Genomic DNA, 26,494 nt, shown 5'->3' on the forward strand with positions numbered 1-26,494 from the left:
TTGCCTCGGCGGAGGCCCCGCCCCATGCTGGAAGGGTTACCGACCCCGTACCGCGAGAGTCCCATGAATTCCTCACCACTGCACGCCGAGCAGCTTTCCGCCGGCACCCTCTATCGCCTCTTCTCCGGCGCCGTCGCCCCACGCCCCATCGCCTGGGTGTCCAGCATCAATGCCCAGGGGCAGGCCAACCTGGCGCCCTTCTCCTTCTTCAACGTGGCCAGCGTCGACCCGCCGGTGCTGGCCTTCTCGCCGCTGCTCAACGGCCAGGGCGAAGCCAAGGACACCACCCGCAACCTGGTGGCCGGGGCCGAATGCATCATCCATATCGGCGGCGAGCCCCTGGCCGGGGCCCTCAATGCCACCAGCGCCCCGCTGCACTACGGCGAGGACGAGTTCACCCACGCGGGGCTGACCAAGGCGCCCCTGGGGGAGCTGAAGGTACCGCGCATCGCCGAGGCCCGCGTGGCCTTCGGCTGCCGGGTGCGCGAGGTGATTTCCTTTGGCGACCGGCCCCTGGCCGGCAACCTGGTGCTGGCCGAGGTGGTGGTGATCCACACCGACGAACGGGTCTGGGATGGCCGCCATGTGCACCTGGAGGCGTTGCAGCCCATCGGCCGCCTGGCCGGCTCCGATTTCGTCCGCTGCAGCGACCGCTTCGCCCTGGAACGGCCCGGCTAGGCTCCGCTCTCCCCCACGGGTACGTCCGCTGCAGCGACCGCTTTACCCTGGAGCGGCCCGGCTAAGCGCGGCTCAGTCGCCACCGTTATGCCAGGCCTCGGCGGCACGCTGGCCGCGGGCCTGGTCGACGAACAGGCAGACCAGGATGGCGACGATAAACAGCGCCGCGCAGAGCAGGATGGAGGCCTGCAGTCCCACCAGGGACTGCAGCAGGCCCAGGGCAATGATGCCGAAGACCCCGGCCAGCTTGTTGGCCAGGCCCCAGAAGCCGAAGAACTCCGCGGCCTTGGTGGTCGGCGAGAAGAGTCCCACCAGGGCGCGGCTGGCGGACTGGCTGGAGCCCAGGGAGAGGCCCGCCAGGCAGCCCACCACCAGGAACAGGTGCTGGGCCTGCCAGTCCAGGCCGAGGCGGGCATTGAGCCAGGCGGTCAGATCGGGGGTGGCCCAGATGGCGAGGATCGCCGCCACCCAGAGCCCCAGGGTGCCGAGGTAGGTCACCTTGGCGCCGATGCGGTCCTGGATGAAGCCGAAGCCCAGCGCCCCCGCCGCCGCGGTGATCTGCACGATAACGAACATCAGGTTGCGGATCTCGGCGTCCCAGCCGATCACCTGGGCGCCGTAGATAAAGGCGAAGGCGATGACGATATAGACGCCAGCCATGGAGAACAGCAGCGAGACCAGGAAGATCGCCAGGTCACGGAAGCGCCTCAGCTCATGCAGGGTGGTGGCGACCCGGGCCCGGGCGATGGCGGCATAGCCCTGCCCCGGCGGCAGGGCCCGAGCGCGCCCACGCTCCTTGAGCCACAGGAAGGTGGGAATCGCGGTGATCAGGAAGAAGCCGGCGGCGAAGGGCCCCACCCAGCGGATGCGCTCGAAGTTCTCGGCGGTGGCCTCGCCCAGCACCACCAGGGTGAAGCCGGCGGCGAAGAGCCCCCCCACATAGCCCAGCGCCCAGCCGAAGCCGGAGATCTTGCCCAGGTCGCGAGGGGGGCCCAGGTCGGGCAGGAAGGCGGCGATAAAGGACTCGCCCAGGGAGTAGGCGGTATTGGAGATCACGATCAGCGCGAAGCCCAGCCATACCTGGCCCGGCGCCACCCAGTAGAGCAGTGCCGTGGTCCCCACCGTGACCAGGTAACTGACGAAGAGGAAGCGCTTCTTGGCCGCCGCGAAGTCCATGATGGCGCCGCATACCGGGCCGCTGACCACCACCAGCAGGTAGCTCAGGGCCAGGGCCAGGCTCCACAGCAGGTTGGCGAAGCGGTAGTTGTCGCCGCGATCGCCGACGATCACGGTGGTGAAGAGCTCGCCGAAGACCACGGTGATGATCAGCAGGGTGTAGGCCTGGTTGGCGAAATCGAACATCGCCCAGCCGAGGATCTCGCGCCGAGGGGCACGCTGCCGGGGTGGGTCAGTGGCGATCATGGGCTGCATGACGAGGGCTCCCTGGGACGAAGGCGGCACCCCATGTGCCGCGCTGGGATCATGATACCTGCCGCGGCCGAAAACTCTCCTCCAGGGGGGCGAAATCACCGAGAAATTCCCTATAATGCGGGTGTCGAGTCGAGGCTCGCAGCGCCGAGCCGATCTTCACACCAACCGATGCTTGCCATCGAACAAGGATGCTTCCATGGCCAATCGTGCCTCCTCTTTTACCCTGGTCGCCCTCGGCGGCGCTACCCTCGGCCTGCTGGCCGGCTGCAGCGCCAACACCAGCGATGACGCCCCCGTCGTCCACGCTATCGAACTGGGCGAGCAGTTCCGCGGCGAGATCACCTCCTCCAGCGAGCTCAACGGCAAGGATGGCAGCCGCTATGCCCGCCATACCCTGAGCCTGGATGGCGACAGCCTGGTGGAGTTCGAGTTGAGTGGCGCCCTGAACGGCAGCCTGGCGCTCTATGATGACGAGACCCAGTTGCTGGCCGCCAGCATCGCCGATGCCTATGGCCAGCCCGGAAGCGCCCTGCGCCGGCGCATCGACGAGACCGGCGACTACCTGGTGGTGGTGAGCGGCGTCGACGCCAGCAGCTTCGGCCCCTACGACCTCAACAGCCGCGAGATCGAGCTGAGCGCCAGCGGCAGCGAGCTGACGGTTTCCCAGCCCCTGGACGGCTGGCTGCAGGATGGTCCCTCGACCTACCCGCTGACCATCGAGGAGACCGGCCTCTACCGCATCGAGATGCGCTCCGACGACTTCGACACCTACCTGGAACTCTCCGGCGGCCCCAACCGCGTGCGCCTCGAGGATGACGATGGCGCCGGCAATCTCGACTCGCGCATCAGCGATTTCCTCGAGCCCGGCGACTACACCGTCACCGCGCGCAGCGTCTACGGCGACGGCAGCGGCCTCTACCAGTTGAGCGTCGAGCCCCAGCAGTTGCCCCATGACGGCGAACTGCGCAACGGTGGCGAGGTCAGCGTGGGCGAGACCTTCAACGGCTGGCTCTCCGGGCAGCACCGCGAGTACCGCCTGGTGGTGGACGAGGCGGCCCTGGTCACCATCGATATGCGCTCCCAGGACTTCGACAGCTACCTGGAGCTCTCCGGGCCCGGCGTCTCCACCAGCAACGACGACGGCGGCAGCGGTCTCGACTCGCAGATTCGTCAGCGCCTGCAGCCGGGCAGCTATACCATCGTCGCGCGCAGCTTCAGCAGCAGCGCCAGCGGCCTCTTCGAGCTGTCGGTGGCCTCCCGGGAGATCGGCGACCTGCCCAGCGGCGGCGAGCTGACCCTGAACGAGTCCCTGGAAGCCTGGCTGGAGCCCGGTGCCCAGGACTACTACGCCTTCGAGATCACCCAGGCCGGTCGCTATCGCCTGGACATGATGTCCAACGACCTGGACACCTACCTGGAGCTGGAAGGCAACGGCATCTTCGAGAGCAATGACGACGGCGGCAACGGCCTCGACTCGCGCATCCAGGCCTACCTGGAGCCCGGCGAGTACCGCGCCATCGCCCGCTCCTACGGCAACCACAGCAGCGGCACCTATACCCTGCGCCTGACGGCCGAATAAGCCGCGGAGCGAGGCTCCGCATCCAAGCGGTGCAGCAGAGGGGGCGGCCTTAGGTCGCCCCCTCGTCGTTGTGGGGTGAGGCATCGCCCCGCCCCCTGACCAGATCGTCCACCGCCGCCTGGCCGCGGCGGGTCAGCCCATCCAGGCGCTCGATCTGCTCGCCCAGGGCGGGCAGGGCCTGGCGGCGATAGTCCGCCAGGTCGTCGATGGCCGCCATCACCTCGCCGAAGGCCTCTTCCAGGGCCTGCATATCGAGCATCGCCGAGGCGGCCCGGGTCTGGATATCCACGCCCTGGGCACGCAGCGTCTTGGCGGTGCGCGAGATCATCTCGCTGGTGGTGGCATTGAGCCCCTCCACTCGATCCAGCACCATGCGCTGATTGGCCAGCGCCAGGGCCACGGTGACCGCCACCCCCAGGGCCGCCACCGTGACATTGACGGCCCGCTCCACGCCGCGCATCAGCTCCCGGTTGTTGCGGATGATCACCTCCAGGGCGAGGATGCCCTGCTGGCAGACCGCCACCTGCTGTTGCAGGTCGAGCAGGCGCTGGCGCAGCGGGAAGCACAGCTCCTGCTCGATAAAGCCCCGTTCGGCCTCCTCGAGGTCGCCCTCGGCGAGGCTCGCCTCGAGTCGCGCCGCGATGGCCCGGCCCAGGGCGACCTGGTGATGGAGCTCGGCCAGGGTCTGCTCCAGGGCCTCCTGGTCGTCGCCCAGGGTCAGGTTGTCGCGATAGAGGACGTCTCGTCCCGCCTGGAGCTCGTCGATGATGCCGTCGATGGCCTCCTGGGCGTTCTCGAAGCGCCGGAAGTAGCGCTGCAGCCGGCTGCTCACCCCGGGCAGCCGCTCGACCAGCCAGTCGAGGCGCCGCGGCTCGAGGTGATGGGCCTGGGGGTCGAGCTCGTGCATGCGTTCGCGCAGCCCGGTCAGGGCCTGGGCCACCGGCCCGCCATCCTCGCTGTGGCGCGCCAGCTTGCGCAGCGGCGTCTTGAGCATCTCGCTCTGATGGGCGGCGCGGCGTTGCGTCGCCAGCCCCAGCTCGTCCACGGCGTGACGCTGACGCTCCCGGGCCCCACTGCCCAGCACCGCCTCGACCCAGGCCGCGGCCTCCGCCTCCAGGGCGTCCGGATCCGGCGCCTCGGGCCGCTCCAGCCGGGCGGCGAGCTCCTCGGGATTGGGCAGCGACAAGGGTCGCCGTTCCGACTCTGTCATGACACGCCTCCTCGGCCGCCGTTGGCTGCCCTCAGCATAGCTCGCCCGTCCCCGGGCTCACGACTCCTTGCGCCCGTAGCGCTCGGCCCGTTCGGCGAAGCGCTTCAGCGCCTCGAGGGCATCGTCTTGTCCGAGGCGACGCGGCGCCTCGGCCTGGAGGCGCGCCAGGCTGACGCAGGTATCGTCGAACAGGGTCAGGATCGCCTCCAGCCGGGCCCGTACCCGGCGCAGGTCGCGCTCGGTCTCCTCCACCAGCGCCAGGCGCCGCTCCAGGGCCAGGCACTCCTCGACGCCGAGCCCCGGCTCGCGACGTTCCAGGCGACGGCGCACGAAGTCGGCATCCACCCCGGCGACGCCCTCCAGCAGAGTGGCCATGGCCTCGAGCTGCCCCAGCGCCTCCCGCCCCACCTCGCTGACCAGGCCATGGGCCCGCCCATAGGTGACCTCGTCGCGGCGAAAGCTGCCCTCCAGCAGCGCCAGCACCCGCCGATAGCGGCTATAGAAACGATCGACCTGGAGCGCCAGGTCGCTGCGTTCCTTCGCCTCCAGGGCCGCCTTGGCGCGGCATAGCGCCCGGACCAGGTCGTCCGCCCCGGCGGGCGGCGTCTCGCTATCCAGGTGGCGCAGGTCCGCCTCATGGGCCTCGCGGGTCTCGCGCTCGCGGCGCCGCGCCAGCTCGGCATCCAGTCGCGCCTGCAGCCGGGCGCGCCGCCGGCGCCCCCACCAGGCCCGCAGGCGGCGCTCCACGGGAAGCGCCACAGCGATGGCAAGGAGCCCCGCCAGCCAGCCCCACAGGCTGGGGGAAAAACCGCCCCACAGGGAGGTAAGCCACAGCAGCAGGCTGGCGAAAGGCAAGATGAGGGCATAGCGCAGTACCGCCTGGAGGCGGCTGGGCTCGGCGCCGGGCAGCGCCAGGGGCGGCGCCAGCAGCCCCACCACCAGCCAGGGCCAGCAGGTCAGGAAGAGGCCATAGGCGAAGCCCTGCAGAAATCCCAGCATGGTCGGTTCCGTGCATCGACGGGCGGCCGAGCGCCGCCCCATGCCGACAAGCCTAGCCGTCCTCGCCGCATCGGCATTGCATCGGCATTTAACGCTGCGCCTTGCCGCGCGCCGTCTCCTCCAGGGCGCGCAGTGCCTCGCGCAGCTCGTTGAACAGGTCCTGGGTATGGTGCGCCACCTCGCCGATCTCCTTGGCGGAGCCGGAGGCCCGTTCGGCCAGGGAGCGCACCTCCTGGGCCACCACCGAGAAGCCGCGCCCCGCCTCGCCGGCCCGGGCCGCCTCGATGGAGGCGTTCAGCGACAGCAGGTTGGTGTTCATGGCGATCTCTTCGATGGACTCGGCGAAGCGGGTGATCTGCTCGCTGGCCTCGGCGAACTCCGCCATGCGCGCCACCATGGCCTCGCGGTGGGCCACGTCCTCGGTGACATCGCGCAGGAAGGCGGTAAAGACGACGCTGTCGTCGAGATGAATGCGCGCCAGGGAGAGCGCCGCCCAGGTGGTGCTGCCATCCTTGCGCACCACCTCCACCTCGCGGGTCTTGCCCACCAGGCGATCCTCCCGGGTGTCCCGGTTGCGCTGCACATAGCCGTCGTGGTGGTCGCGGATGGCGTGGGGCACCAGCATCTTGACGTTCTCGCCGATCACCTCCTGGCGCGCATAGCCCCAGAGACGCTCCGCGGCGGCATTGAAGAAGGTCACGCAGTTGTTCTCGTCGATGGTGACCACCGCATTGATGGCCTGCTCCAGGGTGCTCTCCATCAGGGTCCGCACCTTGCGCTGCTCGGTGATATCGCGCACGAAGGCGGTATAGCACTGGCGCCCCTCCACCACGAAACGCGACAGCGCCAGATTGACCCAGCGCGGCTCGCCATCGCTGCGGAACAGCTTCACGTCGCGGCTGGTGCCGACGATGCGATCCGTCCCGCTGTGCCGGTGGCGGTCGACGAAGCCATCGTGTCGATGGCGGATCTCCGCCGGCACCAGGCGGTTGACGTTCTGGCCCAGTACCTCGCCGCGCTCATAGCCCCAGAGGCGCTCGGCGGCGGCATTGAAGAAGGTGACCCGGTTGCGGTCATCGATGCTGACCACCGCATCCAGGCACTGCTCCAAGGCCTCCCTGGGCCCCTGGGCCTGCTGACGAGCCTCGGTGATATCGCGCAGTTGCGCCAGGTAGCCCTGTCCCTCGGGCAGCGGCAGCCGCGACAGGGCGATGCTGACCCAGCGCATGGAGCCATCGGCGCGCATCAGCTGCACCTCCCGGTGACGCCCCACCTGGGCATCGTGACCGGTCTCGCGGTTGGCACGAATATGGTCGCGATGCTCCTCCTTCAGGAGCTCGGGAATCAAGCCATCCACCGGCCGGCCGATCACCTGCTCCCGGGGCAACCCCCAGAGGGCCTCCGCGGCGGCATTGAAGCGCAGCACGCGATCCTCGCTATCGATCATGACCATGGCATCCAGGCCCGCCTCCAGGGCCATTTCGGCCAGTTCCTGAGGGGCAGCGGAAGGTTCGGTGGGGGAAATGGCGGTGGAAGGCCGAGGATGGCTACGGCGTCGCCCTGGGCTGATCAGTTTTTTATAATCCAGCAGCATATGAATGGCTCTCTGCATTCTGACGCGTGCCGACTCGCCCACGCACGCGCTGCTTTTATTGTTTGTCTCTACATCAGCGATACCTACCAATACCCCTGCCACTGTAAGCAATCGGTGCCAATCGCAGCGTTTATACAGGGTCGAAGCTCTCGGCTGGCAAAATGAATGCCATGGTATGCTGGGTTCAGCATCCTTTCCGGCCCCCGATCCATGTCCCTGACCGACCTGCTCGCCCAACCCGCCAGCCTCGATTGGCATCGCCGCCTCGCCCAGCTGATTCGCGAGGCCCCGACGCCTCAATTTCCCCTGAGCCTGTCGACTCAGCTGCAGGAACTGAGCGGCTTCGACACCATCCTGATCAATACCTACCAGGGGCGCCTCAGGCCGCTGCTGATCCACGACGACTACCCGGCCCACAAGCGCCAGCAGGGCATCGACCGCTACCTCAGCGAGGCTTACCTGCTCGACCCCTTCTTCGCCGCCGTGGACGGCGGCCTCGACCAGGGCGCCCACCGCCTCAGGGAGCTGGCCCCGGACCGCTTCGAGGCCAGCGACTACTACCACCACTATTACCGGGCCCTGGGCCTGGCCGACGAGGTGGGGCTCTTCGCCCGGGTCGCGGAAGACGTGGTGATCGTCGCCTCCCTGGGCTTTCGCACCGGGGGCGGCAAGCTGACCCGGCGTACCCTGCAGGCGCTGCGCCATCTCGCGCCCCTGGTGGAGGTTCTGCTGGTGGAGTACTGGAAGTGGCAGGGTGGTCAGTTCCAGGCCGACCTGGACGCCCAGGCCCCGGTGGAGGCGGCCTTCGCCAGCTTCGGTGACGGGGTGCTCACCGCCCGGGAGCAGGAGATCGTGCGCCTGCTGCTGGCCGGCCACTCCACCAAGTCGGCGGCCCGCGAGCTCGACATCAGCGACGGCACCGTCAAGGTGCACCGCAAGCACCTCTACCAGCGCCTGGGGGTCTCCAGCCAGTCGCAGCTGTTCCGACTGTTCCTCGACCACGTGGCCCTGGTCTCCCGCCAGCAGAGCGGCTGACGGGCGTACTGTCGACAATACCGAAAAGGATGACTGCATAGAGACGACACTCGGCGTACCCTAAACGCCGTCCCCGCCTCGGCCCGAGGCCGCCTCCGGGACGTCCACCCACAGCAATCGCCACCCCGGTGGCCAAGGAGCAAGCGATGAGCAAGACCGTTGCGGTTATCAAGGGAGATGGCATCGGCCCCGAGATCATGGAAGCCACCCTCAGGGTGCTCGAGGCGCTGGACTGTGGGCTGGAGTACGAGGTGATCGAGGCGGGCCTGGGCGCCCTGGAGAAGCACGGCACCCTGATCCCCCAGGCGTCCCTGGACGCCATCGCCAAGCATGGCGTGGCCCTGAAGGGCCCCCTGACCACCCCGGTGGGCAAGGGCTTCTCCTCCATCAACGTGCAGCTGCGCCGCCATTTCGACCTCTACGCCAATGTGCGCCCGGCGATCAGCTTCCCCGGCACCCGCTCCCGCTACGACGACATCGACCTGATCACGGTGCGCGAGAACACCGAGGGCGCCTACCTGGCCGAGGGCCAGAGCCTCAGCGAGGATGGCGAGACCGCCCTGGCGACCATCAAGGTGACCCGCTCGGGCTCCGAGCGCATCGTGCGCTACGCCTTCGAGCTGGCCCGCAGCAAGGGCCGCAAGAAGGTCACCGCGGTGCACAAGGCGAATATCATCAAGAGCAGCTCCGGGCTCTTCCTCGAGGTGGCCCGGGAGGTGGCCCGGGAATTCCCCGAGATCGAATTCCAGGAGATGATCGTCGATAACGCCTGCATGCAGCTGGTGATGAATCCCCACCAGTTCGATGTGGTCGTCACCACCAACCTGTTCGGCGATATCCTCTCCGACCTCTGCGCCGGCCTGGTGGGCGGCCTGGGTCTGGCCCCGGGGGCCAATATCGGCAAGGACGCGGCCATCTTCGAGGCGGTGCACGGCTCGGCCCCGGACATCGCCGGCCAGAAGCTGGCCAACCCCTGCGCCCTGCTGCTGGCCGCGGCGGACATGCTCGACCACCTGGGCATGGTCGACAAGGGCACCAAGATCCGCACCGCCATCCGTGCCGTGCTGGAGAGCGACCGCGACCGGGTGACCCCGGACATGGGCGGCAGCGGCACCACCGACACCTTCGCCGAGGCGCTGGTGGAGTACTGCCGAGCCAACTAAGTCAGGCGCCCTCGACCGTCCCTGGCTCGCCATGAGTCAGGGACGGTCGAGAGCGCTTCACGCTTACTTCATGACACGATCCGGGCTCAGCCCAGCGCCGCCCCCAGGGTGAGGACGCCCCAGATCACCAGCACGCCGCCCAGGGCATGGCCCAGCCAGTGACCGGCGGGGGCCAGCTTCTCGATCAGCACCCAGAGCGCCAGGGCGGCGATCCAGGCCAGGCTCATCACCCCGCCCACGAACAGCAGCAGCATCAGCACCCAGCAACAGCCGACGCAGTAGCCGCCATGGGTCAGCCCCATCATAAAGGCCCCCCACTGCCCTTCCCGCCACCGGGTCAGCATGAAGTCCAGCGGCGAGCGACAGTGGCGCAGGCAGGCCTCCTTGAGCGGTGTCCACTGATAGAGGCCGGCGCCGATCAGCACCAGCCCCGCCAGCCACTGGCTGGTCAGGACCAGCATCGGCGACAGCAGCGCCGCCCGCTGCAGGGCATATTGCAGCAGCACCGCCAGCAGGCTGAACAGCGTCCAGATCACCAGATAACCGGCGGCGAAACCCGCCGTGGAGGCGGCGGCCTCGCCGCGGGCGCGGCGACGGCGGGTCAGGGTGGTATGCAGCAGGATCATGGGGGCGGCGCTGGGCAGCATCATCGCCGTCATCATCAGCCCCCACATCAGCAGCATCAGCCCCGCCTCCAGGGGCGTCCAGGGGCCCATCGTCATGGGCATCAGGAGGGTCTCGCCACGGGCCATCAGCAGGGCCTCGGCGATCAGGTAGCCCCAGCACAGGGCGGAGACCGCTCCCAGGGCGACCAGGGCCCAGAAGCGGTCGTGGCGCAGCAGGCGTTCCAGCGCATGGTCTTCCACTCCCTACCTCCCCGCCGCCTCGCTCAGGCGGCCACCCCCTGGGGCGTCTGCACCACATGGGCCAGGGTACTGTGGCCCCCCCGGGTGGAGAAGGCCAGGTCGCCGGCACAGTCGATATCCGACGACGCCACCTCGCCCTCGAGATGCTCGAAGCCTTCCGGCATTACCACTCGGATGCGATGCGGCGTATCGGTCACCGGATTGATAATCGGCGCGACCCGGGAGCTGAGCACCCCGGGCATCTCGAGTCGGGCGGTGCGCGCCGCCACATCGAACTCGAGCTCGATGGGCGTGAACAGAGGCTCGTGCAAGCGGGCCACGATCAGGCTGAAGATATGGAAGAGCGTTCCCTCGTCGGAGTGCTCCCCGGAGAGAATCGCGAACAGGGCCTCGCGCTGCTCGGGGGTGGCACGCTCGTCGATCAGCGGTTGGGCATCCCCGTTGCCCTCGTGCAGGGGCCCCGGGAACTTCACCACCACGAAGAAACTCAGGCCATCGAGGCGGGTCGTGCCGAAGTATCCTGAAGCGATACGCATCCCCAGGAAGCCCTGACACTCGCCCCGGGTCGGTGGGGCCAGGAAGTCGCAGGGGCAACCGAAGGCGCAGTTGCAGTTCTTGAGCCAGTCTCCTTCGAGACGCCAGTCTTGGCGGGACATAATGAAATCCTCCCCTTAGCCGTCGAACAACGGCCGGCGGCCGGATCGGTCACCGGCCCGTGGAGGCTCCCTCCGGGAGCAATCGTCAGACTCCCTGTCCTACGCAGTGTAGACGTTACGGCTCCGCGGGCATGGGGCTATCGCTCAGGGGGTGAGCGCCATCCATACGGTCTTGAGTTCGGTGTACTCCTCCAGGGAGTGCAGGGACTTGTCGCGGCCGTTGCCGGACTGCTTGACGCCGCCGAAGGGCACCGTCTGATCGCCACCGGCCCAGTTGTTGACGAACACCTGGCCGGAGTGGAGCCGGCGCGAGACGCGCATGACGCGGTCGATGTCCTGGCTCCACAGCCCCGCGGCCAGGCCGTAGTCGCTGTCGTTGGCCATGGCCACCGCCTCGTCCTCGCTGTCGAAGCCGAACACCGACAGCACCGGGCCGAAGATCTCCTCGCGACCGATGGTCATGGCCGGGGTCACGCCGTCGAAGACGGTGGGCGGGATAAAGTAGCCGGCCCCGTCGAGGGCCTGGCCGCCGGCGCGCAGTGTCGCGCCCTCCTCGGCGCCCTTGGCGATATAGTCGAGCACCCGGCGATACTGGGTCTCGTCGACCATGGCGCCCATAAAGCTCGCGGGATCCAGCGGGTCGCCGGGCTGCATGCCCTTGGCGGCCTCGACCACCTTGTCGACGAAGGCCTCGCGAATCGAGTTCTCCACCAGCAGGCGCGAGCCGGCGATGCATACCTCGCCCTGGTTATGGAAGATCGCCGCGGCGGCGTGCTGGGCCACCTTGTCCAGGTCCTTGCAGTCGGCGAAGACCAGGTTGGGGGACTTGCCGCCGCACTCCAGGTAGACCCGCTTGAGGTTGGACTGACCGGCATACTGCATCAGCTGCTTGCCCACCTGGGTGGAGCCGGTGAAGGCCAGGCAGTCGACCTCCATGGACAGCGCCAGGGCCTTGCCCACGGTGTGGCCGTAACCGGGCAGCACCTGGAAGACGCCCCGCGGCAGGCCCGCCTCCTTGGCCAACTGGGCCAGGCGCAGCGCCGACAGCGGCGACTTCTCCGAGGGCTTCAAGATCACGCAGTTGCCGGCGGCCAGCGCCGGGGCGATCTTCCAGGCGGTCATCATCAGCGGGAAGTTCCAGGGCACGATGGAGGCCACCACGCCCAGGGGCTCGCGCAGCACCAGGCCCAGGCTGTCGTCGCCGGTGGGGGCCACCTCGCCGTAGACCTTGTCGATGGATTCCGCCTGATGGCGGACGGTGCCGATGGCACCGGCCATATCGCCCAGCGAGCTGGAGACCGGCTTGCCCATGTCCAGGGTATCGAGCAGCGCCAGCTCGTCCTTGTGGGCCTCCATCAGCTCGGCGAGGCGCAGCAGCGTCTGCTTGCGCTTGGCCGGCGCCAACCGCGCCCAGTCACCCCGGGCATGGGCGGCCCGAGCCGCGGCCACGGCCCGCTCGGCATCGGCGGCGTCGCAGCTGGCGACATGCGCCAGGGTCTCGCCGGTGGCCGGGTTGAGGGTCGCCAGGGTCGCGCCGTCGACGGCATCGACGAAGGCGTCGTCGATAAAGGCGCGGGTCTCCAGGCGCGGGATCAGGCGCTCGGCCAGGGCCTGCCAGTCGGACTGGGTGGTGGGGGGCTGCACGGACTCGAGGGCACTCATTGGCTCGCCTCCAGGGTGTTGGCGCGTTCCAGCATCGCCTCGAACAGCACCTGGGTGCCCAGGGCGCAGTGCTCCGGGGTGGCGTACTCCGCCTCGTTATGGCTGATGCCGTCGCGGCAGGGGATAAAGATCATCGAGGTGGGGGCGACCCGGGAGACATAGACGGCGTCGTGGCCGGCGCCGCTCATCATGCGCCGATAGGCCACGCCCTGGGCCCGGGCGGCCCGCTCCACGGCGTCGATGCAACCGGCATCGAAGTTCACCACCGGCGAGGCCCAGATGCGCTCGCTGGCGGTCTCGACGCCGAAGGCCTCGGTGAGGGCGGCCAGCTCCCGGTCGAAGCGCGCCTCCAGGGCGTCCAGCTCGGCCTCCACCACATGGCGCAGGTCCATGGTCAGGCGCACCTCGCCGGGAATCACGTTGCGCGACGGGCTGTCGATCTCCAGGCAGCCGACGGTGACCTTGGTACCGCCGCTGGTATCGGCCAGGGCATGGGCCTGCAGGCGGTCGATCAGCCTCGCCGCGGCGGCCAGGGCGTCGTGGCGATAGGTCATGGGGGTGGGGCCGGCATGGGCCGGCTGACCGCGCAGGGTGACGTCGAACCAGCGCATGCCCTGGACGCCGGTGACCACGCCGATGACCTCGTTCTCCTCCTCCAGCACCGGGCCCTGCTCGATATGCAGCTCGAAGAAGCTCGCCAGGCGCGGCTCGCCCACCGGCATCTCGCCGGCGAAGCCGCTGGCCGCCAGGGCCTGGCCCAGGGTCACGCCGTCGCGATCGGTCCGCGACAGGGTGTATTCCTCGCTGAACTCGCCGGCGAAGGCGCCGGAGGCGACCATGGCCGGGGCGAAGCGACTGCCCTCCTCGTTGGTCCACACCACCAGTTCCAGGGGCCGCTCGGTGACGATTCCCTGGTCGTGCAGGGTACGGAACACCTCGAGCCCCGCCAGCACCCCGAGGATGCCATCGAAGCGCCCGCCCTTGGGCTGGGTATCCAGGTGGCTGCCGGTGGCCACCGGGTCGAGGTCGTCGCGCCTGCCGGGGCGGCGGATAAAGAGGTTGCCGACCCGATCGACCCGCAGGGTGCAGCCGATCGCCTCGCACCACTCGATCAGCAGGCGCCGCCCGGCGGCATCCTCCTCGGTCAGCGCCAGGCGGCAGCTGCCGCCGTTCGCGGTGGGGCCGATCTCGGCCATGGCCATCAGGCTCGACCAGAGCCGCTGGCCATCGATGGAAACCGTCATAGGGTGCCTCCCCGGTTCTTGTGAAGGGTACTGGTTGCTTACTGCGGAATGGCTACACCTTAGGCGGCTCCTCAAGCGCACCGATATACCCCAATCGGGATATATTCCCGGCGCCCCGCCCCTCGCTAGTCTGCTCCTGACCTCCAACGACTCATCTCAACAACGACATCGGACAAGCGAGGGCGAGACCATGAGCACCGAGACCCGCACCTACGACGCCCAGGCGCTGTGGCAGAAGGACAAGGATCACTTCATCCACCCCTTCACCGACTACAGCCTCTTCCATGAGAAGGGCTGCGACCTGATCACCGAGAGCGACGGCATCTACGTGGAGGACGTCCACGGCAACCGTTTCATCGACGGCATCGCCGGCCTGTGGTGCGTCAACGTGGGCCACGGCCGCGCCGAGATCGGCCAGGCCATGGCCGACCAGGCCACCCGCATGGCCTACTTCTCCACCTTCAACAACCTCTCCAACGCCCCGGCGGCGGAGCTGGCCGCCAAGCTCGCCGAGCTGGCCCCGGCCCACCTCAACCATGTGTTCTACAGCTGCGGCGGTTCGGCGGCCAACGACGCCACCATCCGCCTGGTGCACTACTACTTCAACCGCCTGGGCAAGCCCAACAAGAAGCGCATCCTGTCGCGCAACAACGCCTACCACGGCACCACCTACCTCGCCGCCAGCCTGACCGGCATCGCCAGCAACAACTGGGAATTCGATACCCTCGACCACCTGGTGACCCACCTTAGCGAGGCCAACTGCTACCGTCGCCCCGAGGGCATGAGCGAGGCGGCCTACTGCGATCACCTGGTGAAGGAGCTCGAGGAGGCCATCGCCGAGATCGGCGCCGAGAATATCGCCGCCTTTATCGCCGAGCCGATCATGGGCGCCGGCGGCGTGCTGATGGCCCCCCAGGGCTACCACGCCCGCATCCAGGCGGTGTGCCGCGCCAACGATATCCTGTTTATCGCCGACGAGGTGGTCACCGGCTTCGGTCGCCTGGGTCACTTCTTCGCGTCTGAAGCGGTCTTCGACACCCAGCCGGATATCATCAACTGCGCCAAGGGCCTCTCTTCGGGCTATGCGCCCCTGGGCGCCACCCTGATCTCCGACGAGCTCTTCGAGGTGCTGGGCACCCCCCAGGGCAAGGGCGGCGTGCTGAGCACCGGCTTCACCTACTCCGGCCATCCGGTGAGCTGCGCGGCGGCGCTGAAGAACATCGAGATCCTGGAGCGCGAGGCGATCTGCGAGAATGTCCGCGAGGTGGGCCCCTACCTGGAGCAGAAGCTCAAGACCCTGGCGGATCACGAGACGGTGGGCGATGTGCGCGGCAGCCATTTCATGCTGGCCATCGAGAACGTCGCCGACAAGGCCACCAAGGCGCTACTGCCGGTGGAGGCGCGGGTCGGCGACCGGGTCGCCGCCGAGGCCCAGAAGCGCGGCCTGATCATCCGCCCGGTGGGTCACCTCAATATCATCTCGCCGCCCCTGATCTGGGACCGCGACACCGTGGACCGGGTAGTGGCCATCCTCGACGAGGCCTTCGCCGCCACCACGGCTAGCCTCAAGGCCGACGGTTTCCTCTGAGAAGGGCCGATTTATTGCTGCGCTCGACATCCTGACCGCCGGCGGTGCTCGCAATCCTCATTGAGCAAACTGTCAACTCCGGTTGCTGTGCTCCGGCGGCGGCCAGCCTATCTTCGCTCGCGACATAAATCGGCACCTTCTCGATTAAGAACCGGATAGCTACCACAACGATAAATAGAGAGTCTTGTATGGAAAGTTTTGGCGCCTGGAGCCTGCTCCCCACCCTGGTGGTGCTGGGCATGGCCATTATCACCCGCCGTACCATCGAGTCGCTGATGGCCGGGGCCCTGGTGGGGCTGCTGATGATCGACCCCACCAGCGTGGTCACCCAGGGCTCGGATATCCTGCTCAGCGTGCTGGGCAACGACACCGTCACCTGGATCATCCTGGTCTGCGGCCTGTTCGGCAGCCTGATCGCCCTGCTGGTCAAGACCGGCGGCGTGCTCAGTTTCGGCGACGCCATCACCCAACGTATCCATAGCCGCCGCCAGAGCCTGCTGGCCACCTGGGTGCTGGGGCTGGTGATCTTCGTCGACGACTACCTCAATGCGCTGACCATCAGCGCCTCCATGAAGAAGGTCACCGACCGCTTCCAGATCTCCCGGGAGAAGCTCGCCTATATCGTCGACTCCACGGCGGCGCCGATCTGCATCCTGGTGCCCTTCTCCACCTGGGCGGTGTTCTTCGCCGGCCTGCTGGAGGAGAACAACGTCGCCGGCAACGGCATGGGCCTGTATATCGAGTCCATTCCCTATATGTTCTATGCCTGGGTGGCCGCCGCCGTGGTACCCCTGGTGGCACTCGGCTGGATTCCCAACCTCGGCCCCATGAAGGCCGCCGAGGCCCGCGCCGCCGCCGGCCAACTGATGCCGGACGGCGTCGACGACACCGCCCTGGAGGTCGAGGACACCGGCGCTAAGCGGCCGCATCTGCTTAATTTCCTGTTACCCATCGCCACCCTGATCTTCTTCACCTGGTACTTCGAGATCGACATTCTGCGCGGCGTCATCGTCGCCCTGGCAGTGACCCTGGTGCTGATCGCCAGCCAGAAGCTGCTGAGCTTCAACGACACCTTCGACACCGCTCTGGATGGTTTCAAGGCGATGATCATGCCGCTGGGCACCCTGGTGGCGGGCTTCACCCTCAAGGAGGTCAACGACGTGCTGGGGCTCACCGACTACGTGATCGCCACCGTGCAGCCGCTGATGACCCCGGCCCTGCTGCCGGCGGTGGTCTTCGTCACCATGGCCTTCCTGGCCTTCGCCACCGGCTCCTTCTGGGGCATCTTCGCCGTGGCCATGCCCATCGTGCTGCCGCTGGCGGCGAGCATGGACAGCCATATGCCGCTGGTGATCGGCGCCCTGATCTCGGCCAGCGCCTTCGGCAGCCACGCCTGCTTCTACGGCGACTCCACGGTGCTCTCCGCCCAGGGCAGCGGCTGCACCCCCATGGCCCACGCCCTGACCCAGTTACCCTATGTGTTGATCGCCGCCGCCATCGCCGCCGGTATCTTCCTGATGGTCGGCCACCTGTGAGAATCGCCATGAACCAGCCAATGATCGATCGAGCCACCACCGAGGCCACGCCCCGGGCCCAGGGCTTCGCCATGCCCGCCGAGTTCGCCCCCCACGACGCCTGCTGGATGCTCTGGCCCCAGCGCCCCGACACCTGGCGCTACGGCGCCAAGCCGGCCCAGCAGGCCTTCGCCGAGGTGGCCTGCGCCATCGCCGAGAGCGAGACGGTGTTCGTCGGCGTCAACGACGAGCAGTACGAGAACGCCCGCAACCAGCTGCCCGCGCATATCCGCGTGGTGGAGCTCTCCAGCAACGACGCCTGGATGCGCGACATGGGCCCCACCTTCCTGACCCACCCGGACGGCCGCCTGGCCATGGTGGACTGGGTATTCAACGCCTGGGGCGGCCTCAAGGGCGGCCTCTACTTTCCCTGGGACAAGGACAAGCGCATCCGCACCAAGATCGCCGAGATGCTCGGCATCCCGCGCTTCGAGGCGCCGGTAGTGCTGGAGGGCGGCGCCATCCATGTGGACGGCGAGGGCACCCTGATCACCACCGAGGAGTGCCTGCTCAACGCCAACCGCAACCCGGAGATGAGCCGCGAGGGGATGGAAACGGTGCTTCGCGACACCCTGGGCATCGACAAGGTGATCTGGCTGCCCCGGGGCTGCCACCTGGACGAGACCGACGGCCACGTGGACAACCTCTGCTGCTTCGTCGCCCCGGGCCAGGTGGCCCTGACCTGGTGCGACGACGAGACGGACCCCCAGGCCGCCATCTCCCGGGAGGCGCTGGCGGTGCTTGAGGGCGCCACCGACGCCAAGGGGCGCCCGTTGACCGTGCACAAGCTGCCCCAGCCCGGCCCGCTGTATATCGCCGAGGACGAGGCCAGCGGCCTGGATCGCCTCAACAGCTCCCACCCGCGCCAGCCCGGCGACCGCATGGCCGGCTCCTACGTCAACTTCTATATCGGCAACTCGGTGGTGGTGATGCCCTTCCTCGACCCCGCCCACGACGAGGAAGCCCGGGCGATTCTCCAGGGGCTCTTCCCCGACAAGCGGGTGGTCGGGGTGCCGGCCCGGGAGATCCTGCTGGGCGGTGGCAATATCCACTGCATTACCCAGCAGCAGCCCAGGCCCTGATCGCCTACTACCGCTGGGAGCACCGAGGGGCGCTGGGGGCAGGCCGGAACAAAGCGTCTTTTTCAGGGACGAAAAAGTCGAGCGTCCAGGGAGGGATTCACAGCGTCTTTGTGCGGGGCCGGCCTTCCGGAGTGCCTGCCCACAGGTTAGCCCCGAGCCTCAATGCTAGATGGAACGAACTCCGACACCGCCGAGGTCCTGATACGGGGCCTCGGCGGCGTCGTTATACGGCTTGGTGACGCCGCGCAAGCGTTTTGTTGCCCCTTGACGCGAAAACTACTTGCGACCAGCCTCATGGGGGGCCATTATCTGCGCCCTCTCGCCGGCCCAGCATGACGCGGAGCCAAGCGAGGCCATGACCGGGGTGGCATCGGGTCGGGGTGCGCTGTGGCGGCCCACTACCGATAAGACCCTACCACTGTTGACATTTCCCGATCTGGATTCGAACCCATGAGCAAAGTCTTGATTATCGGCGCCGGAGGCGTCGGCGGTGTTGTTACCCACAAGTGTGCCCAGCATCCCGAGGTCTTCAGCGAGATCCTGCTGGCCAGCCGCAACGAGGCGAAGTGCAAGGCGATCGCCGACCAGTTGGATCGCCCGATCCAGACCGCCCAGGTGGATGCCGACGACGTCGAGGCGCTGGTCGCCCTGATCGAGTCGTTCCGACCGGACGTGCTGATCCACGTGGCCCTGCCCTATCAGGACCTGACCATCATGGAGGCCTGTCTGCGTACCGGCGTGCCCTACCTGGACACCGCCAACTACGAGCATCCGGACGAGGCCAAGTTCGAGTACAAGGAGCAGTGGGCCTTCCAGGACCGCTACCAGGAGGCCGGTAACATGGCCACCCTGGGCTGCGGCTTCGACCCGGGCATGACCAATATCTACTGCGCCTACGCCCAGAAGAACCTCTTCGACGAGATCCACCGCATCGACATCCTGGATGCCAACGGCGGCGATCACGGCTACCCCTTCGCCACCAACTTCAACCCGGAGATCAATATTCGCGAGATCACCGCGAAGGGTCGCTACTGGGAAAAGGGCGAGTGGAAGGAGACCGACCCGCTGGCGGTGAAGCGCAAGTTCGACTTCGACGGCATCGGCGAGAAGGACATCTACCTCCTCTATCACGAGGAGATGGAATCCCTGTGCCAGAACATCAAGGGCCTGGAGCGCATCCGCTTCTGGATGACCTTCTCCGACAAGTACATCACCCACCTCAAGGTGCTCGAGAACGTCGGCATGACCAGCATCGAGCCGATCAAGGTGGGCGATGCCGAGATCGCCCCGCTGGAGTTCCTCAAGGCGGTGCTGCCCGACCCGGCCTCCCTGGGGCCGCGCACCAAGGGCAAGACCAACATCGGCATCATCGCCGACGGCATCAAGGACGGTAAGCGTCGCAAGGTGCATATCTACAACATCTGCGACCACGAGCAGTGCTACGCCGAGGTCCAGTCCCAGGCCATCTCCTACACCACCGGCGTGCCGGCGGTGACCGGCGCCATGCTGATGCTGGAAGGCATCTGGAAGGGCGCGGGCGTGTTCAACGTCGAGCAGCTCGACCCCGACCCCTTCATGGCGCGCATCGGCGAGATGGGCCTGCCCTGGCAGGTGGTCGAGCTCGACCCCGACCACGACCCCCTGGCCTGAGCCATGGCGAACGCACGCGAGCAGGGCCTGGACTTCAACGTCCGGGCCTGCCCCTCCCCGGCCTATGTGGTGGACGACGCCCTGCTGCGCCGTAACCTGGAGCGCCTCGCCGAGGTCCAGGAACGCAGCGGCGCGCGCATCCTGCTGGCGCTGAAGGGCTTCGCCATGTGGGACAGCTTCCCGCTGGTCCGCCAGTACCTGGTGGGCACCACCGCCAGCGGCCAGGACGAGGCACGCCTGGGGGCGGAGACCTTCGGCGGCGAGGTGCACTGCTACTCGCCGGCCTTCACCGAGGAGGAGTTGAGCGTGGTGCTGCGCTACGCGGACCACCTCAGCTTCAACTCCCCGGGCCAGTGGCGGCGCTTCCGCGAGACCATCGCGGGCGCTCCCCGCCGGGTCTCCTGCGGGCTGCGGGTCAACCCGGAGCACTCCACCGGCGCGGTGCCGCTCTACGATCCCTGTGCACCGGGCTCGCGGCTCGGCACCCGGGCGCGGGACCTCACCCCGGAGGTGATGGACGGCCTCGAGGGGCTGCACTTCCACACCCTGTGCGAGCAGAACAGCGACGACCTGGAGTCGACCCTGGCGGCCTTCGAGGAGCGCTTCGGCCACTACCTGGCCGGCCTGACATGGGTCAACTTCGGCGGCGGCCACCATATCACCCGCGAGGACTACGACGTCGAGCGGCTGGTGCGGGTGATTCGCGGCTTCCGGGAGCGCCATCCGCATCTGACGGTCTACCTGGAGCCGGGCGAGGCCATCGCGCTGAATACCGGCTACCTGGTCTGCTCGGTGCTGGATATCGTCGACAATGACGGCCCCATCGCCATCCTCGACACCTCCGCCACCGCGCATATGCCCGACGTGCTGGAGATGCCCTACCGACCGCAGATCATCGGCGGCGGCGAACCGAACGAGAAGGCCCACACCTACCGCCTGGGGGGCATGACGTGTCTCGCCGGCGACGTGATCGGCGACTACTCCTTCGATGCGCCGCTCGAAATCGGCGACCGCCTGGTGTTCACCGACATGGCCCACTACACCATGGTCAAGACCACCACCTTCAATGGCATCCGCCTGCCGTCGATCTGCCGCATCGACGAGGCGAGCCGCGAGGTGCGCACGGTGCGGACCTTCGGCTACGTGGACTATATGCAGCGGCTTAGCTAAGCGAGTCGCCCGCCCACAGCGAAACGCCACGCCCAGGTAGCCTGGGCGTGGCGTTTTTTTTATGGCTTCCCACCAATAGCTCCTATCTCAGTCGTTCAAGTAGCGCCGCCGATAATCGCCGGGCGTTACCCCGACGACCCGCCCGAAGGCGGTGGTGAAATAACTGGCGTGGCGGTAACCGACCCGCTCGGCGACCGCGGCGACGTCGAGGCGGGTATGGATCAGCAGGGACTGGGCCTCGCCGATCCGGCGGCGAATCAGGTAATGGATGGGCGCACAGCCCACCGCGGCCTTGAAGCGGTGGGCCAGGTGGTAGGGGCTGACCTTGAAGCGCGCGGCCAGGCCGGCCAGGTCGATCTCTTCGGCATAGTGCTCGTCGAGGTAGCGGCGCACCTCCTGGCCGAGGTCGTAGCCGGGGACCTCGAGGCGTGGCTCAGGCCGCTCCAGCAGGCGCCCCACCAACTGGATCAGCGCCTGCAGCAGGTGATGGCACACCTCCGCCTCGCCCTGCCCCACCCGCTCATAGAGCAGCCGCATCAGGCCCTCGATGGCATCATGGTGTTCGCCGCTGGCCAGCACCGGCCGGCCCTGGTCGGGCACCAGGTGATTGACCGGCAGCCCCTTGAGCTTGAGGTGGCGGAAGCCACAGCAGTAGGCGCCGATGCCCACCTCCGCCCGTGCCGACTCGTCGTGGAGGACGCCGCTGTTGTAGATCAGCACGTCGCCGCGGCGGGTGCGGTACTCGTGCCCGCCGATGATATGGGTGCCCTCCCCCTCGCGGATAAAGACGATCTCGGCGCGGTCGTCGTGGCGATGCATGGCCCGGGGCATCTCGCTCTGGTGACCCTCCGCCAGGCACATATAGAGCAGCTCCGCGGGCCGCTCCACCACCGGCGAGCCGCCGGCGGTGGGAACCATAAAACGCTGAATCACCGATTCGTCTCCTCGCCGTCACGCCGCCCATCTTCGCCCGGCCCCGGTGGCGGGTGCCAGCCCGCCTGGATTCATGGAATAACCGCGGACCGCTTCCCGCGATCAGCGGTAGTCGACCCACACCGCCCCGGCCTCGGCGGAACGCACGCAGTGCTCCACCCAGCGCACCCCTTCGACGCCGGCCTCGATGCCGGGGATGCCCAGGGCCTCGACGGCCGCGGTATCGTCGCGGTCCAGCGCCTCCATGGCCAGGGCGAAGCGGCCGTAGAGGTTGGCCCAGGCCTCGAAGAGCCCCTCGGGGTGGCCGGCGCCGATACGGTCGTCCTCCCGCGCCTCGGGTGAGAGGTAATCCATGCCCCGCTCCAGGATCCGGACCGGCTCGCCCTGCACCTCGTAGCGCAGCTGGTTGGGGTGCTCGTCCCACCACTCCAGGCTGGCCTTCGAGCCGATCACCCGCACCTTCTGGCCGTGCATGGAGCCGGCATTGACCGCCGAGGCCCACAGGTGCCCCATGATGCCGCCCTCGTACTCCATCAGCACATAGGCGTTGTCCTCCAGGGGCGCGCGGCTTGCCACGAAGCTCTGCCGCGAACAGAGCAGTCGCTTGATGCGCCGATCCGGCAGCAGCGTCTCGGCGATATAGTAGGGATGGGTCGCCAGGTCGCCGAGCACGTAGCTGGGCCCGGCATGCTTCGGGTCGACTCGCCAGCGGGTGCTGGGGTTGGCCAGCTCCACGGCCTCGCTATGGAAGCCATGGGCGAACTGCATATGCACCATGCGGATCTCGCCGAGCTCGCCGGCGGCAATCATCGCCCGGGCCTGGCGGATCATCTGATGCCCGGCATAGCCGTAGGTCACGCCGACCAGGCGGCGCCGCTCCCCGGCCAGGGCGCGCAGGGTCTCGGCCTCCTCGATGGTGAAGCACAGTGGCTTCTCGCAGACCACGTGCAGGCCGGCCTCCAGCGCCGCCCGGCAGATGGCGAAGTGGGTGCCGTTGGGGGTGGCGATGGAGACCGCCTGGATACCGTCCGATCGTTTGGCCTCCTCGGCGAACAGGGTCCGGTAGTCGGAATAGCAGCGCTCCGGCGCCACCCGCAGCGCCTCGCCGAAGTCGCGGCCCCGCTCGGGATCGATATCGAAGGCCCCGGCGAGGAGTTGGAAGCTGTTGTCGCGCAGCGCCGCGCAGCGATGGCTATAGCCGATCTGGCTGCCGCGGCCGCCGCCCACCATCGCCCAGCGGATGGGTGCAGTCACTCTCAGGTCACCCTGGATCATGGTCGTGTCTCCCGTATCAGAAGCTGGCCCGGAAGCCCCGGTCTTTGAGGTAGTCGAGGCTGGCGGTCACCGCGGCGAGACTGCCGTCGGCATGGCGGGGGTCGCGCTCCTGCTCGATGGTGATATCGCCCTGGTAGTCGATCTCCTGGAGCAGGCGCCGGATGGCGTCGTAGTCGATGCATCCCTGGCCGATGGGGCACATCACCCCCCGGGCGCAGGCCGCGAAGAAGTCCACCCGGTCGGCCATGACCTCAGCGAAGACCCGCGGCGCAATATCCTTGAAATGCAGGTAGTCCAGGCGCGCGGCGTGGTCGCGCAGCCAGGTCACCGGATCCATACCGGAGTAGTGGAGATGGCCGGTATCCAGGCACAGGCCGGCGGTGTGGTCGGGTATATCCACCAGCAGGCGGCGGATCTCGTCGGCGAACTCGATATAGCCGCCGGCATGGGGATGGACGACCGCACGGATGCCGTACTCGCGGCTGGCCAGCTCGGCGATGGCGCGGATATTCGCCATCAGCGTGTCCCAGCGATCGTCGGCGAGGCGCGGCGCCGTCTCGGTGTGACCGGCATGGCGGCTGCGCTCGGCATGCACATGGTCGATCAGCACCAGATAGGGGGCGGGGTGGCGCTGGCCCGGCGCCCGGGGCAGTTCCGGCAGCCGCCTGAGGAAGCCACAGATCTCGTGGGTCTGGCGGATCAGGCTATCGAGGTTGGTCGGGTCGACCAGGTCATCGAAGATGGTACCGGCGACCACCGTCAGGTCACGCGCCTCCAGGGCCCGGGCGAGGCGCTCGCCCTCCAGGGGCAGGTAGCCGTAGGGCCCCAGTTCCAGGCCCTGGTAGCCCGCCTCGGCGGCCTCGTCGAGGACCCGCTCCCAGGGCGGCAGGTGGGGGTTGTTGACGTCGTCGACGCCCCAGCAACAGGGCGCGCTGGCGATTCGTAACTGCATTCGGAGGACTCCGTGAGCAAGGTTTGGGATGAGGGGCCGATGCCCACTCGCCCCCATTACAGCAGTCGGCCGATCCACCTATTTTCACTTTCTTGTTATTTCTTCCCTGCCGCAATCCTCTCCATACGCTGAAACGGGCGACCCGGAGCACTTATTCCGGTGGCGAGGCATCAGTAAATTCACTTTCTTGTTATCCCCTTGCCCCAACGGCCAACGACGACGGGCCGGCGCGAAGCCGGCCCGTCGAGGGGAGTGGAAGCGCGCCTTGCCTCAGGTGGTGCGCGGCTTGCGGCGGTTTTTCATCCACAGGGTGGCGGAGGCGAAGTAGAGCGCCGTGGGCACCACGATCAGCCACTGGAAGCTGTCCAGGTGAGCCACCGCATCGGCGCCGTTGAACCAGGCCCAGCCGGCCGCCCCCAGGATCACCAACAGGCAGGCCACGGCGGTGAAGTACCAGGGGTCGAGCACCCGTACCGGATGGTGCGCCTCGGCCTCACCGCCGGGGACCTCCGGCGGATGCACCGGACCGTAGGCCTCGGTATAGACGTCGCCGCCCGCGTCGCGCTCGACGCCCAGGGCCCGGCACAGCAGCGGATAGGCCACCAGGCTGACCAGCCAGACGGGAATAAAGAGGGTGAAGAGGTGCAGTGAGCCCTCCATCAGCAGCAGGACACCGGCCAGGATCCCGACGCCCCAGGCCAGGAAGGCGGGCCGGTTGTCGGCGAGGCCCCGATGCTCGCGCCACAGGGGACGCATGCCCAGGCGCGGCAGCAGGAAGTGCTCGGCGGCGATGATGGCCCCCACCGGGGCGATCAGCATGATGAAGTAGGAGAGCACATTGAGCCACTGGGTGAAGACGAAGGGGAAGCAGGCGATCAGGGTGGTCACCAGCCCGGTAACCGCCGTCACCCGGACCCGGGAATATTTCGGGAAGACCGACTGGAAGGCCAGGCCGGCGCGATAGAGGCTGGGAATGGAGGTGGTCCAGCCGGCGATCACCACGGCGATCAGCCCCATGGCGCCGAGGATCCGGAAGGCCACGCCGCCCGGGTCCATCTCGGTGAGCTGGGAGCCGGCCAGCAGCGCCGCGGTGGCCCCCATCATGCCGGCGCAGACCCAGGCCATGTAGTGGCCGATATACATGCCGGCGGCGGAGAAGTAGCCGTAGGAGGACTTGCGGGCGAAGCGCAGGATCGACATGTCGCTCATGCCCAGGTGCATGGGCAGGTTGGCGCCCCAGGCCCAGGCGGCGATCACCCACACCGAGATACCCGGCGCGCCGTCCGGGGTGGCGCCGGTCCAGACGAAGGTGTCGACCACCCCGGCGAGGCTGGTGATGCCGTCCAGTTGCCCCATATGCAGCAGCACCGGGATGGTGACCACGCCGCTGGCCAGGAACATGGTGGCCATCCAGGGCGAGCAGACGGTGGAGAAGTTGGCGATCAGCTTGAAGCCCTTGAGGGTCATCCATACGGTGATGGCACCGACGAAGAGCACCAGGGCCACGAAGCTGAGGCTCTGGGGATACCAGGCGGTCTGCGGCGGGATGCTGGTCACCACCCGGAAGGCCGAGGCGGAGACGGTGATCATGGCCCCGGAGACCACGGCGAAGATCAGGCCGTTGAGCAGGTTGTAGGCCAGTGAGAAGCGCTTGCCGGCCAGGCGCTCCAGGTACCAGTAGATGGTCATGCGCGAGCGGGTCGCCACCGGACTGCACACCCAGGCCCAGGAGAGCACGGCGAAGAGGTTGCCGATCAGCAGGCCCCACAGCAGGTCGCTGGTGCTGACGCCCAGTGCCACCAGGGAGGCGCCGATCACGAATTCGGTGCCGGCGACATGCTCGCCGGCATAGGAGCCGAGGAAGTACTTGCCGCTGAGTTGGCGGCTGGCGGGGATGCGTTGGTGTTCGAATTCCCCTCCCTGGCCGGAATCCGCGGTCGAGGCGCTGGCGCCCGGCGCGGCGAGTGTCGAGGTCTGGGTGCTCATAAGCGTCTCCGGTTATTGTCGATGCCCCTCTGGCCGACGCTGCCGAAGAGGCTGATGAAATACACGTTCTAGAATATAGATTCCACGAATGGATTATTCAAACCATTCACTCCCCGACTTTAGTCGAGGCCAGAGCCCTCCGGGTACAGACGAAGTGGCCATCGGAC

21 protein-coding genes are annotated in these 26,494 nt (G+C 67.8%); 9 read left to right on the forward strand and 12 right to left on the reverse strand.

Annotated elements, in window-relative coordinates; translation table 11 throughout:
- Positions 1-63: 63 nt before the first annotated feature.
- On the forward strand, positions 64-678 hold the full coding sequence (locus NFU04_RS02245) for a flavin reductase family protein (protein ID WP_251307909.1): 615 nt from the start codon (positions 64-66) through the stop codon (positions 676-678).
- A gap of 72 nt (positions 679-750) precedes the next feature.
- Here NFU04_RS02245 and NFU04_RS02250 read toward each other — a convergent pair whose 3' ends face one another.
- Positions 751-2,109 carry an MFS transporter gene (locus NFU04_RS02250; RefSeq protein WP_251307910.1) on the reverse strand — a complete coding sequence of 453 codons (1,359 nt, stop codon included), beginning with the start codon at positions 2,107-2,109 and terminating at the stop codon, positions 751-753.
- A 196-nt stretch (positions 2,110-2,305) separates the two neighbouring features.
- Here NFU04_RS02250 and NFU04_RS02255 point away from each other — a divergent pair, with 196 nt between their 5' ends.
- Complete coding sequence (locus NFU04_RS02255) at positions 2,306-3,688, forward strand: hypothetical protein (protein ID WP_251307911.1); 1,383 nt, start codon at positions 2,306-2,308, stop codon at positions 3,686-3,688.
- A 49-nt stretch (positions 3,689-3,737) separates the two neighbouring features.
- On the opposite strand, the gene NFU04_RS02260 is transcribed toward NFU04_RS02255, so the two are convergent.
- The 3 genes from NFU04_RS02260 to NFU04_RS02275 all read right to left on the reverse strand — a co-directional run bounded on the left by NFU04_RS02260 (position 3,738) and on the right by NFU04_RS02275 (position 7,377).
- Positions 3,738-4,898, reverse strand: a complete 1,161-nt coding sequence (locus NFU04_RS02260; protein WP_251307912.1) for a toxic anion resistance protein — start codon at positions 4,896-4,898, stop codon at positions 3,738-3,740.
- Positions 4,899-4,955: 57 nt separating this feature from the next.
- On the reverse strand, positions 4,956-5,897 hold the full coding sequence (locus NFU04_RS02265) for an AAA family ATPase (protein ID WP_251307913.1): 942 nt from the start codon (positions 5,895-5,897) through the stop codon (positions 4,956-4,958).
- Positions 5,898-5,985: 88 nt separating this feature from the next.
- Complete coding sequence (locus NFU04_RS02275) at positions 5,986-7,377, reverse strand: PAS domain S-box protein (RefSeq protein ID WP_285835105.1); 1,392 nt, start codon at positions 7,375-7,377, stop codon at positions 5,986-5,988.
- 324 nt (positions 7,378-7,701) lie between these two features.
- Between NFU04_RS02275 and NFU04_RS02280 the strand changes: the two genes are divergently transcribed.
- On the forward strand, positions 7,702-8,526 hold the full coding sequence (locus tag NFU04_RS02280; protein WP_251307914.1) for a helix-turn-helix transcriptional regulator: 825 nt from the start codon (positions 7,702-7,704) through the stop codon (positions 8,524-8,526).
- Positions 8,527-8,672: 146 nt separating this feature from the next.
- Positions 8,673-9,689, forward strand: a complete 1,017-nt coding sequence (locus tag NFU04_RS02285; protein WP_251307915.1) for an isocitrate dehydrogenase — start codon at positions 8,673-8,675, stop codon at positions 9,687-9,689.
- 86 nt (positions 9,690-9,775) lie between these two features.
- Here the strand turns inward: NFU04_RS02285 and NFU04_RS02290 are convergent, their stop codons facing one another.
- The 4 genes from NFU04_RS02290 to NFU04_RS02305 form a co-directional block, all read right to left on the reverse strand.
- Entirely contained in the window at positions 9,776-10,555 is a 780-nt protein-coding gene (locus tag NFU04_RS02290; RefSeq protein WP_251307916.1) for a DUF2182 domain-containing protein, read from the reverse strand.
- Positions 10,556-10,578: 23 nt separating this feature from the next.
- Positions 10,579-11,211, reverse strand: a complete 633-nt coding sequence (locus NFU04_RS02295) for a DUF1326 domain-containing protein (RefSeq protein WP_251307917.1) — start codon at positions 11,209-11,211, stop codon at positions 10,579-10,581.
- 144 nt (positions 11,212-11,355) lie between these two features.
- A complete protein-coding gene (locus tag NFU04_RS02300; protein WP_251307918.1) occupies positions 11,356-12,873 on the reverse strand; it encodes an aldehyde dehydrogenase in 1,518 nt (505 codons plus the stop codon).
- Positions 12,870-14,117 carry a M20 family metallo-hydrolase gene (locus tag NFU04_RS02305; RefSeq protein WP_251307919.1) on the reverse strand — a complete coding sequence of 416 codons (1,248 nt, stop codon included), beginning with the start codon at positions 14,115-14,117 and terminating at the stop codon, positions 12,870-12,872. Before NFU04_RS02305 ends, NFU04_RS02300 begins: the two co-directional genes overlap by 4 nt.
- Before the next feature lie 190 nt (positions 14,118-14,307).
- Here NFU04_RS02305 and NFU04_RS02310 point away from each other — a divergent pair, with 190 nt between their 5' ends.
- From NFU04_RS02310 to nspC, 5 genes are all read left to right on the forward strand, one after another.
- Positions 14,308-15,705: an aminotransferase gene (locus NFU04_RS02310; RefSeq protein ID WP_251307920.1), complete on the forward strand. Its 1,398-nt coding sequence runs from the start codon at positions 14,308-14,310 to the stop codon at positions 15,703-15,705.
- Positions 15,706-15,893: 188 nt separating this feature from the next.
- On the forward strand, positions 15,894-17,240 hold the full coding sequence (locus NFU04_RS02315; protein WP_251307921.1) for a Na+/H+ antiporter NhaC family protein: 1,347 nt from the start codon (positions 15,894-15,896) through the stop codon (positions 17,238-17,240).
- Between the two features lie 8 nt (positions 17,241-17,248).
- Positions 17,249-18,361: an agmatine deiminase gene (gene aguA / locus NFU04_RS02320; protein ID WP_251307922.1), complete on the forward strand. Its 1,113-nt coding sequence runs from the start codon at positions 17,249-17,251 to the stop codon at positions 18,359-18,361.
- A 450-nt stretch (positions 18,362-18,811) separates the two neighbouring features.
- Positions 18,812-20,011 carry a saccharopine dehydrogenase family protein gene (locus tag NFU04_RS02325; protein WP_251307923.1) on the forward strand — a complete coding sequence of 400 codons (1,200 nt, stop codon included), beginning with the start codon at positions 18,812-18,814 and terminating at the stop codon, positions 20,009-20,011.
- Between the two features lie 3 nt (positions 20,012-20,014).
- On the forward strand, positions 20,015-21,181 hold the full coding sequence (nspC, locus tag NFU04_RS02330; RefSeq protein WP_251307924.1) for a carboxynorspermidine decarboxylase: 1,167 nt from the start codon (positions 20,015-20,017) through the stop codon (positions 21,179-21,181).
- A gap of 87 nt (positions 21,182-21,268) precedes the next feature.
- Here nspC and NFU04_RS02335 read toward each other — a convergent pair whose 3' ends face one another.
- From NFU04_RS02335 to NFU04_RS02350, 4 genes are all read right to left on the reverse strand, one after another.
- Positions 21,269-22,114 carry an AraC family transcriptional regulator gene (locus NFU04_RS02335; RefSeq protein ID WP_251307925.1) on the reverse strand — a complete coding sequence of 282 codons (846 nt, stop codon included), beginning with the start codon at positions 22,112-22,114 and terminating at the stop codon, positions 21,269-21,271.
- A gap of 102 nt (positions 22,115-22,216) precedes the next feature.
- On the reverse strand, positions 22,217-23,389 hold the full coding sequence (locus NFU04_RS02340) for a Gfo/Idh/MocA family protein (RefSeq protein ID WP_251307926.1): 1,173 nt from the start codon (positions 23,387-23,389) through the stop codon (positions 22,217-22,219).
- 16 nt (positions 23,390-23,405) lie between these two features.
- Entirely contained in the window at positions 23,406-24,341 is a 936-nt protein-coding gene (locus NFU04_RS02345) for a TIM barrel protein (protein WP_251307927.1), read from the reverse strand.
- Positions 24,342-24,611: 270 nt separating this feature from the next.
- The gene (locus tag NFU04_RS02350; protein WP_251307928.1) at positions 24,612-26,327 is read right to left on the reverse strand and encodes a purine-cytosine permease family protein; all 1,716 of its coding nucleotides are present in this window, start codon (positions 26,325-26,327) and stop codon (positions 24,612-24,614) included.
- Positions 26,328-26,494 lie beyond the last annotated feature (167 nt).

The organism is Halomonas sp. NCCP-2165 (assembly GCF_023708045.1).
Classification (GTDB): Bacteria; Pseudomonadota; Gammaproteobacteria; order Pseudomonadales; family Halomonadaceae; genus Bisbaumannia; species Bisbaumannia pacifica.

Coding starts and splice junctions, on each gene's coding strand:
- NFU04_RS02250 (WP_251307910.1), bottom strand. CDS start 2,109: ATGCAGCCCATGATCGCCACTGACCCACCCCGGCAGCGTGCCCCTCGG.
- NFU04_RS02350 (WP_251307928.1), bottom strand. CDS start 26,327: ATGAGCACCCAGACCTCGACACTCGCCGCGCCGGGCGCCAGCGCCTCG.
- NFU04_RS02255 (WP_251307911.1), top strand. CDS start 2,306: ATGGCCAATCGTGCCTCCTCTTTTACCCTGGTCGCCCTCGGCGGCGCT.
- NFU04_RS02275 (WP_285835105.1), bottom strand. CDS start 7,377: ATGGCCCTGGAGGCGGGCCTGGATGCCATGGTCATGATCGATAGCGAG.
- NFU04_RS02245 (WP_251307909.1), top strand. CDS start 64: ATGAATTCCTCACCACTGCACGCCGAGCAGCTTTCCGCCGGCACCCTC.
- nspC (WP_251307924.1), top strand. CDS start 20,015: ATGGCGAACGCACGCGAGCAGGGCCTGGACTTCAACGTCCGGGCCTGC.
- NFU04_RS02345 (WP_251307927.1), bottom strand. CDS start 24,341: ATGCAGTTACGAATCGCCAGCGCGCCCTGTTGCTGGGGCGTCGACGAC.
- NFU04_RS02285 (WP_251307915.1), top strand. CDS start 8,673: ATGAGCAAGACCGTTGCGGTTATCAAGGGAGATGGCATCGGCCCCGAG.
- NFU04_RS02295 (WP_251307917.1), bottom strand. CDS start 11,211: ATGTCCCGCCAAGACTGGCGTCTCGAAGGAGACTGGCTCAAGAACTGC.
- NFU04_RS02315 (WP_251307921.1), top strand. CDS start 15,894: ATGGAAAGTTTTGGCGCCTGGAGCCTGCTCCCCACCCTGGTGGTGCTG.
- NFU04_RS02280 (WP_251307914.1), top strand. CDS start 7,702: ATGTCCCTGACCGACCTGCTCGCCCAACCCGCCAGCCTCGATTGGCAT.
- aguA (WP_251307922.1), top strand. CDS start 17,249: ATGAACCAGCCAATGATCGATCGAGCCACCACCGAGGCCACGCCCCGG.
- NFU04_RS02265 (WP_251307913.1), bottom strand. CDS start 5,897: ATGCTGGGATTTCTGCAGGGCTTCGCCTATGGCCTCTTCCTGACCTGC.
- NFU04_RS02325 (WP_251307923.1), top strand. CDS start 18,812: ATGAGCAAAGTCTTGATTATCGGCGCCGGAGGCGTCGGCGGTGTTGTT.
- NFU04_RS02300 (WP_251307918.1), bottom strand. CDS start 12,873: ATGAGTGCCCTCGAGTCCGTGCAGCCCCCCACCACCCAGTCCGACTGG.
- NFU04_RS02260 (WP_251307912.1), bottom strand. CDS start 4,898: ATGACAGAGTCGGAACGGCGACCCTTGTCGCTGCCCAATCCCGAGGAG.
- NFU04_RS02340 (WP_251307926.1), bottom strand. CDS start 23,389: ATGATCCAGGGTGACCTGAGAGTGACTGCACCCATCCGCTGGGCGATG.
- NFU04_RS02310 (WP_251307920.1), top strand. CDS start 14,308: ATGAGCACCGAGACCCGCACCTACGACGCCCAGGCGCTGTGGCAGAAG.
- NFU04_RS02305 (WP_251307919.1), bottom strand. CDS start 14,117: ATGACGGTTTCCATCGATGGCCAGCGGCTCTGGTCGAGCCTGATGGCC.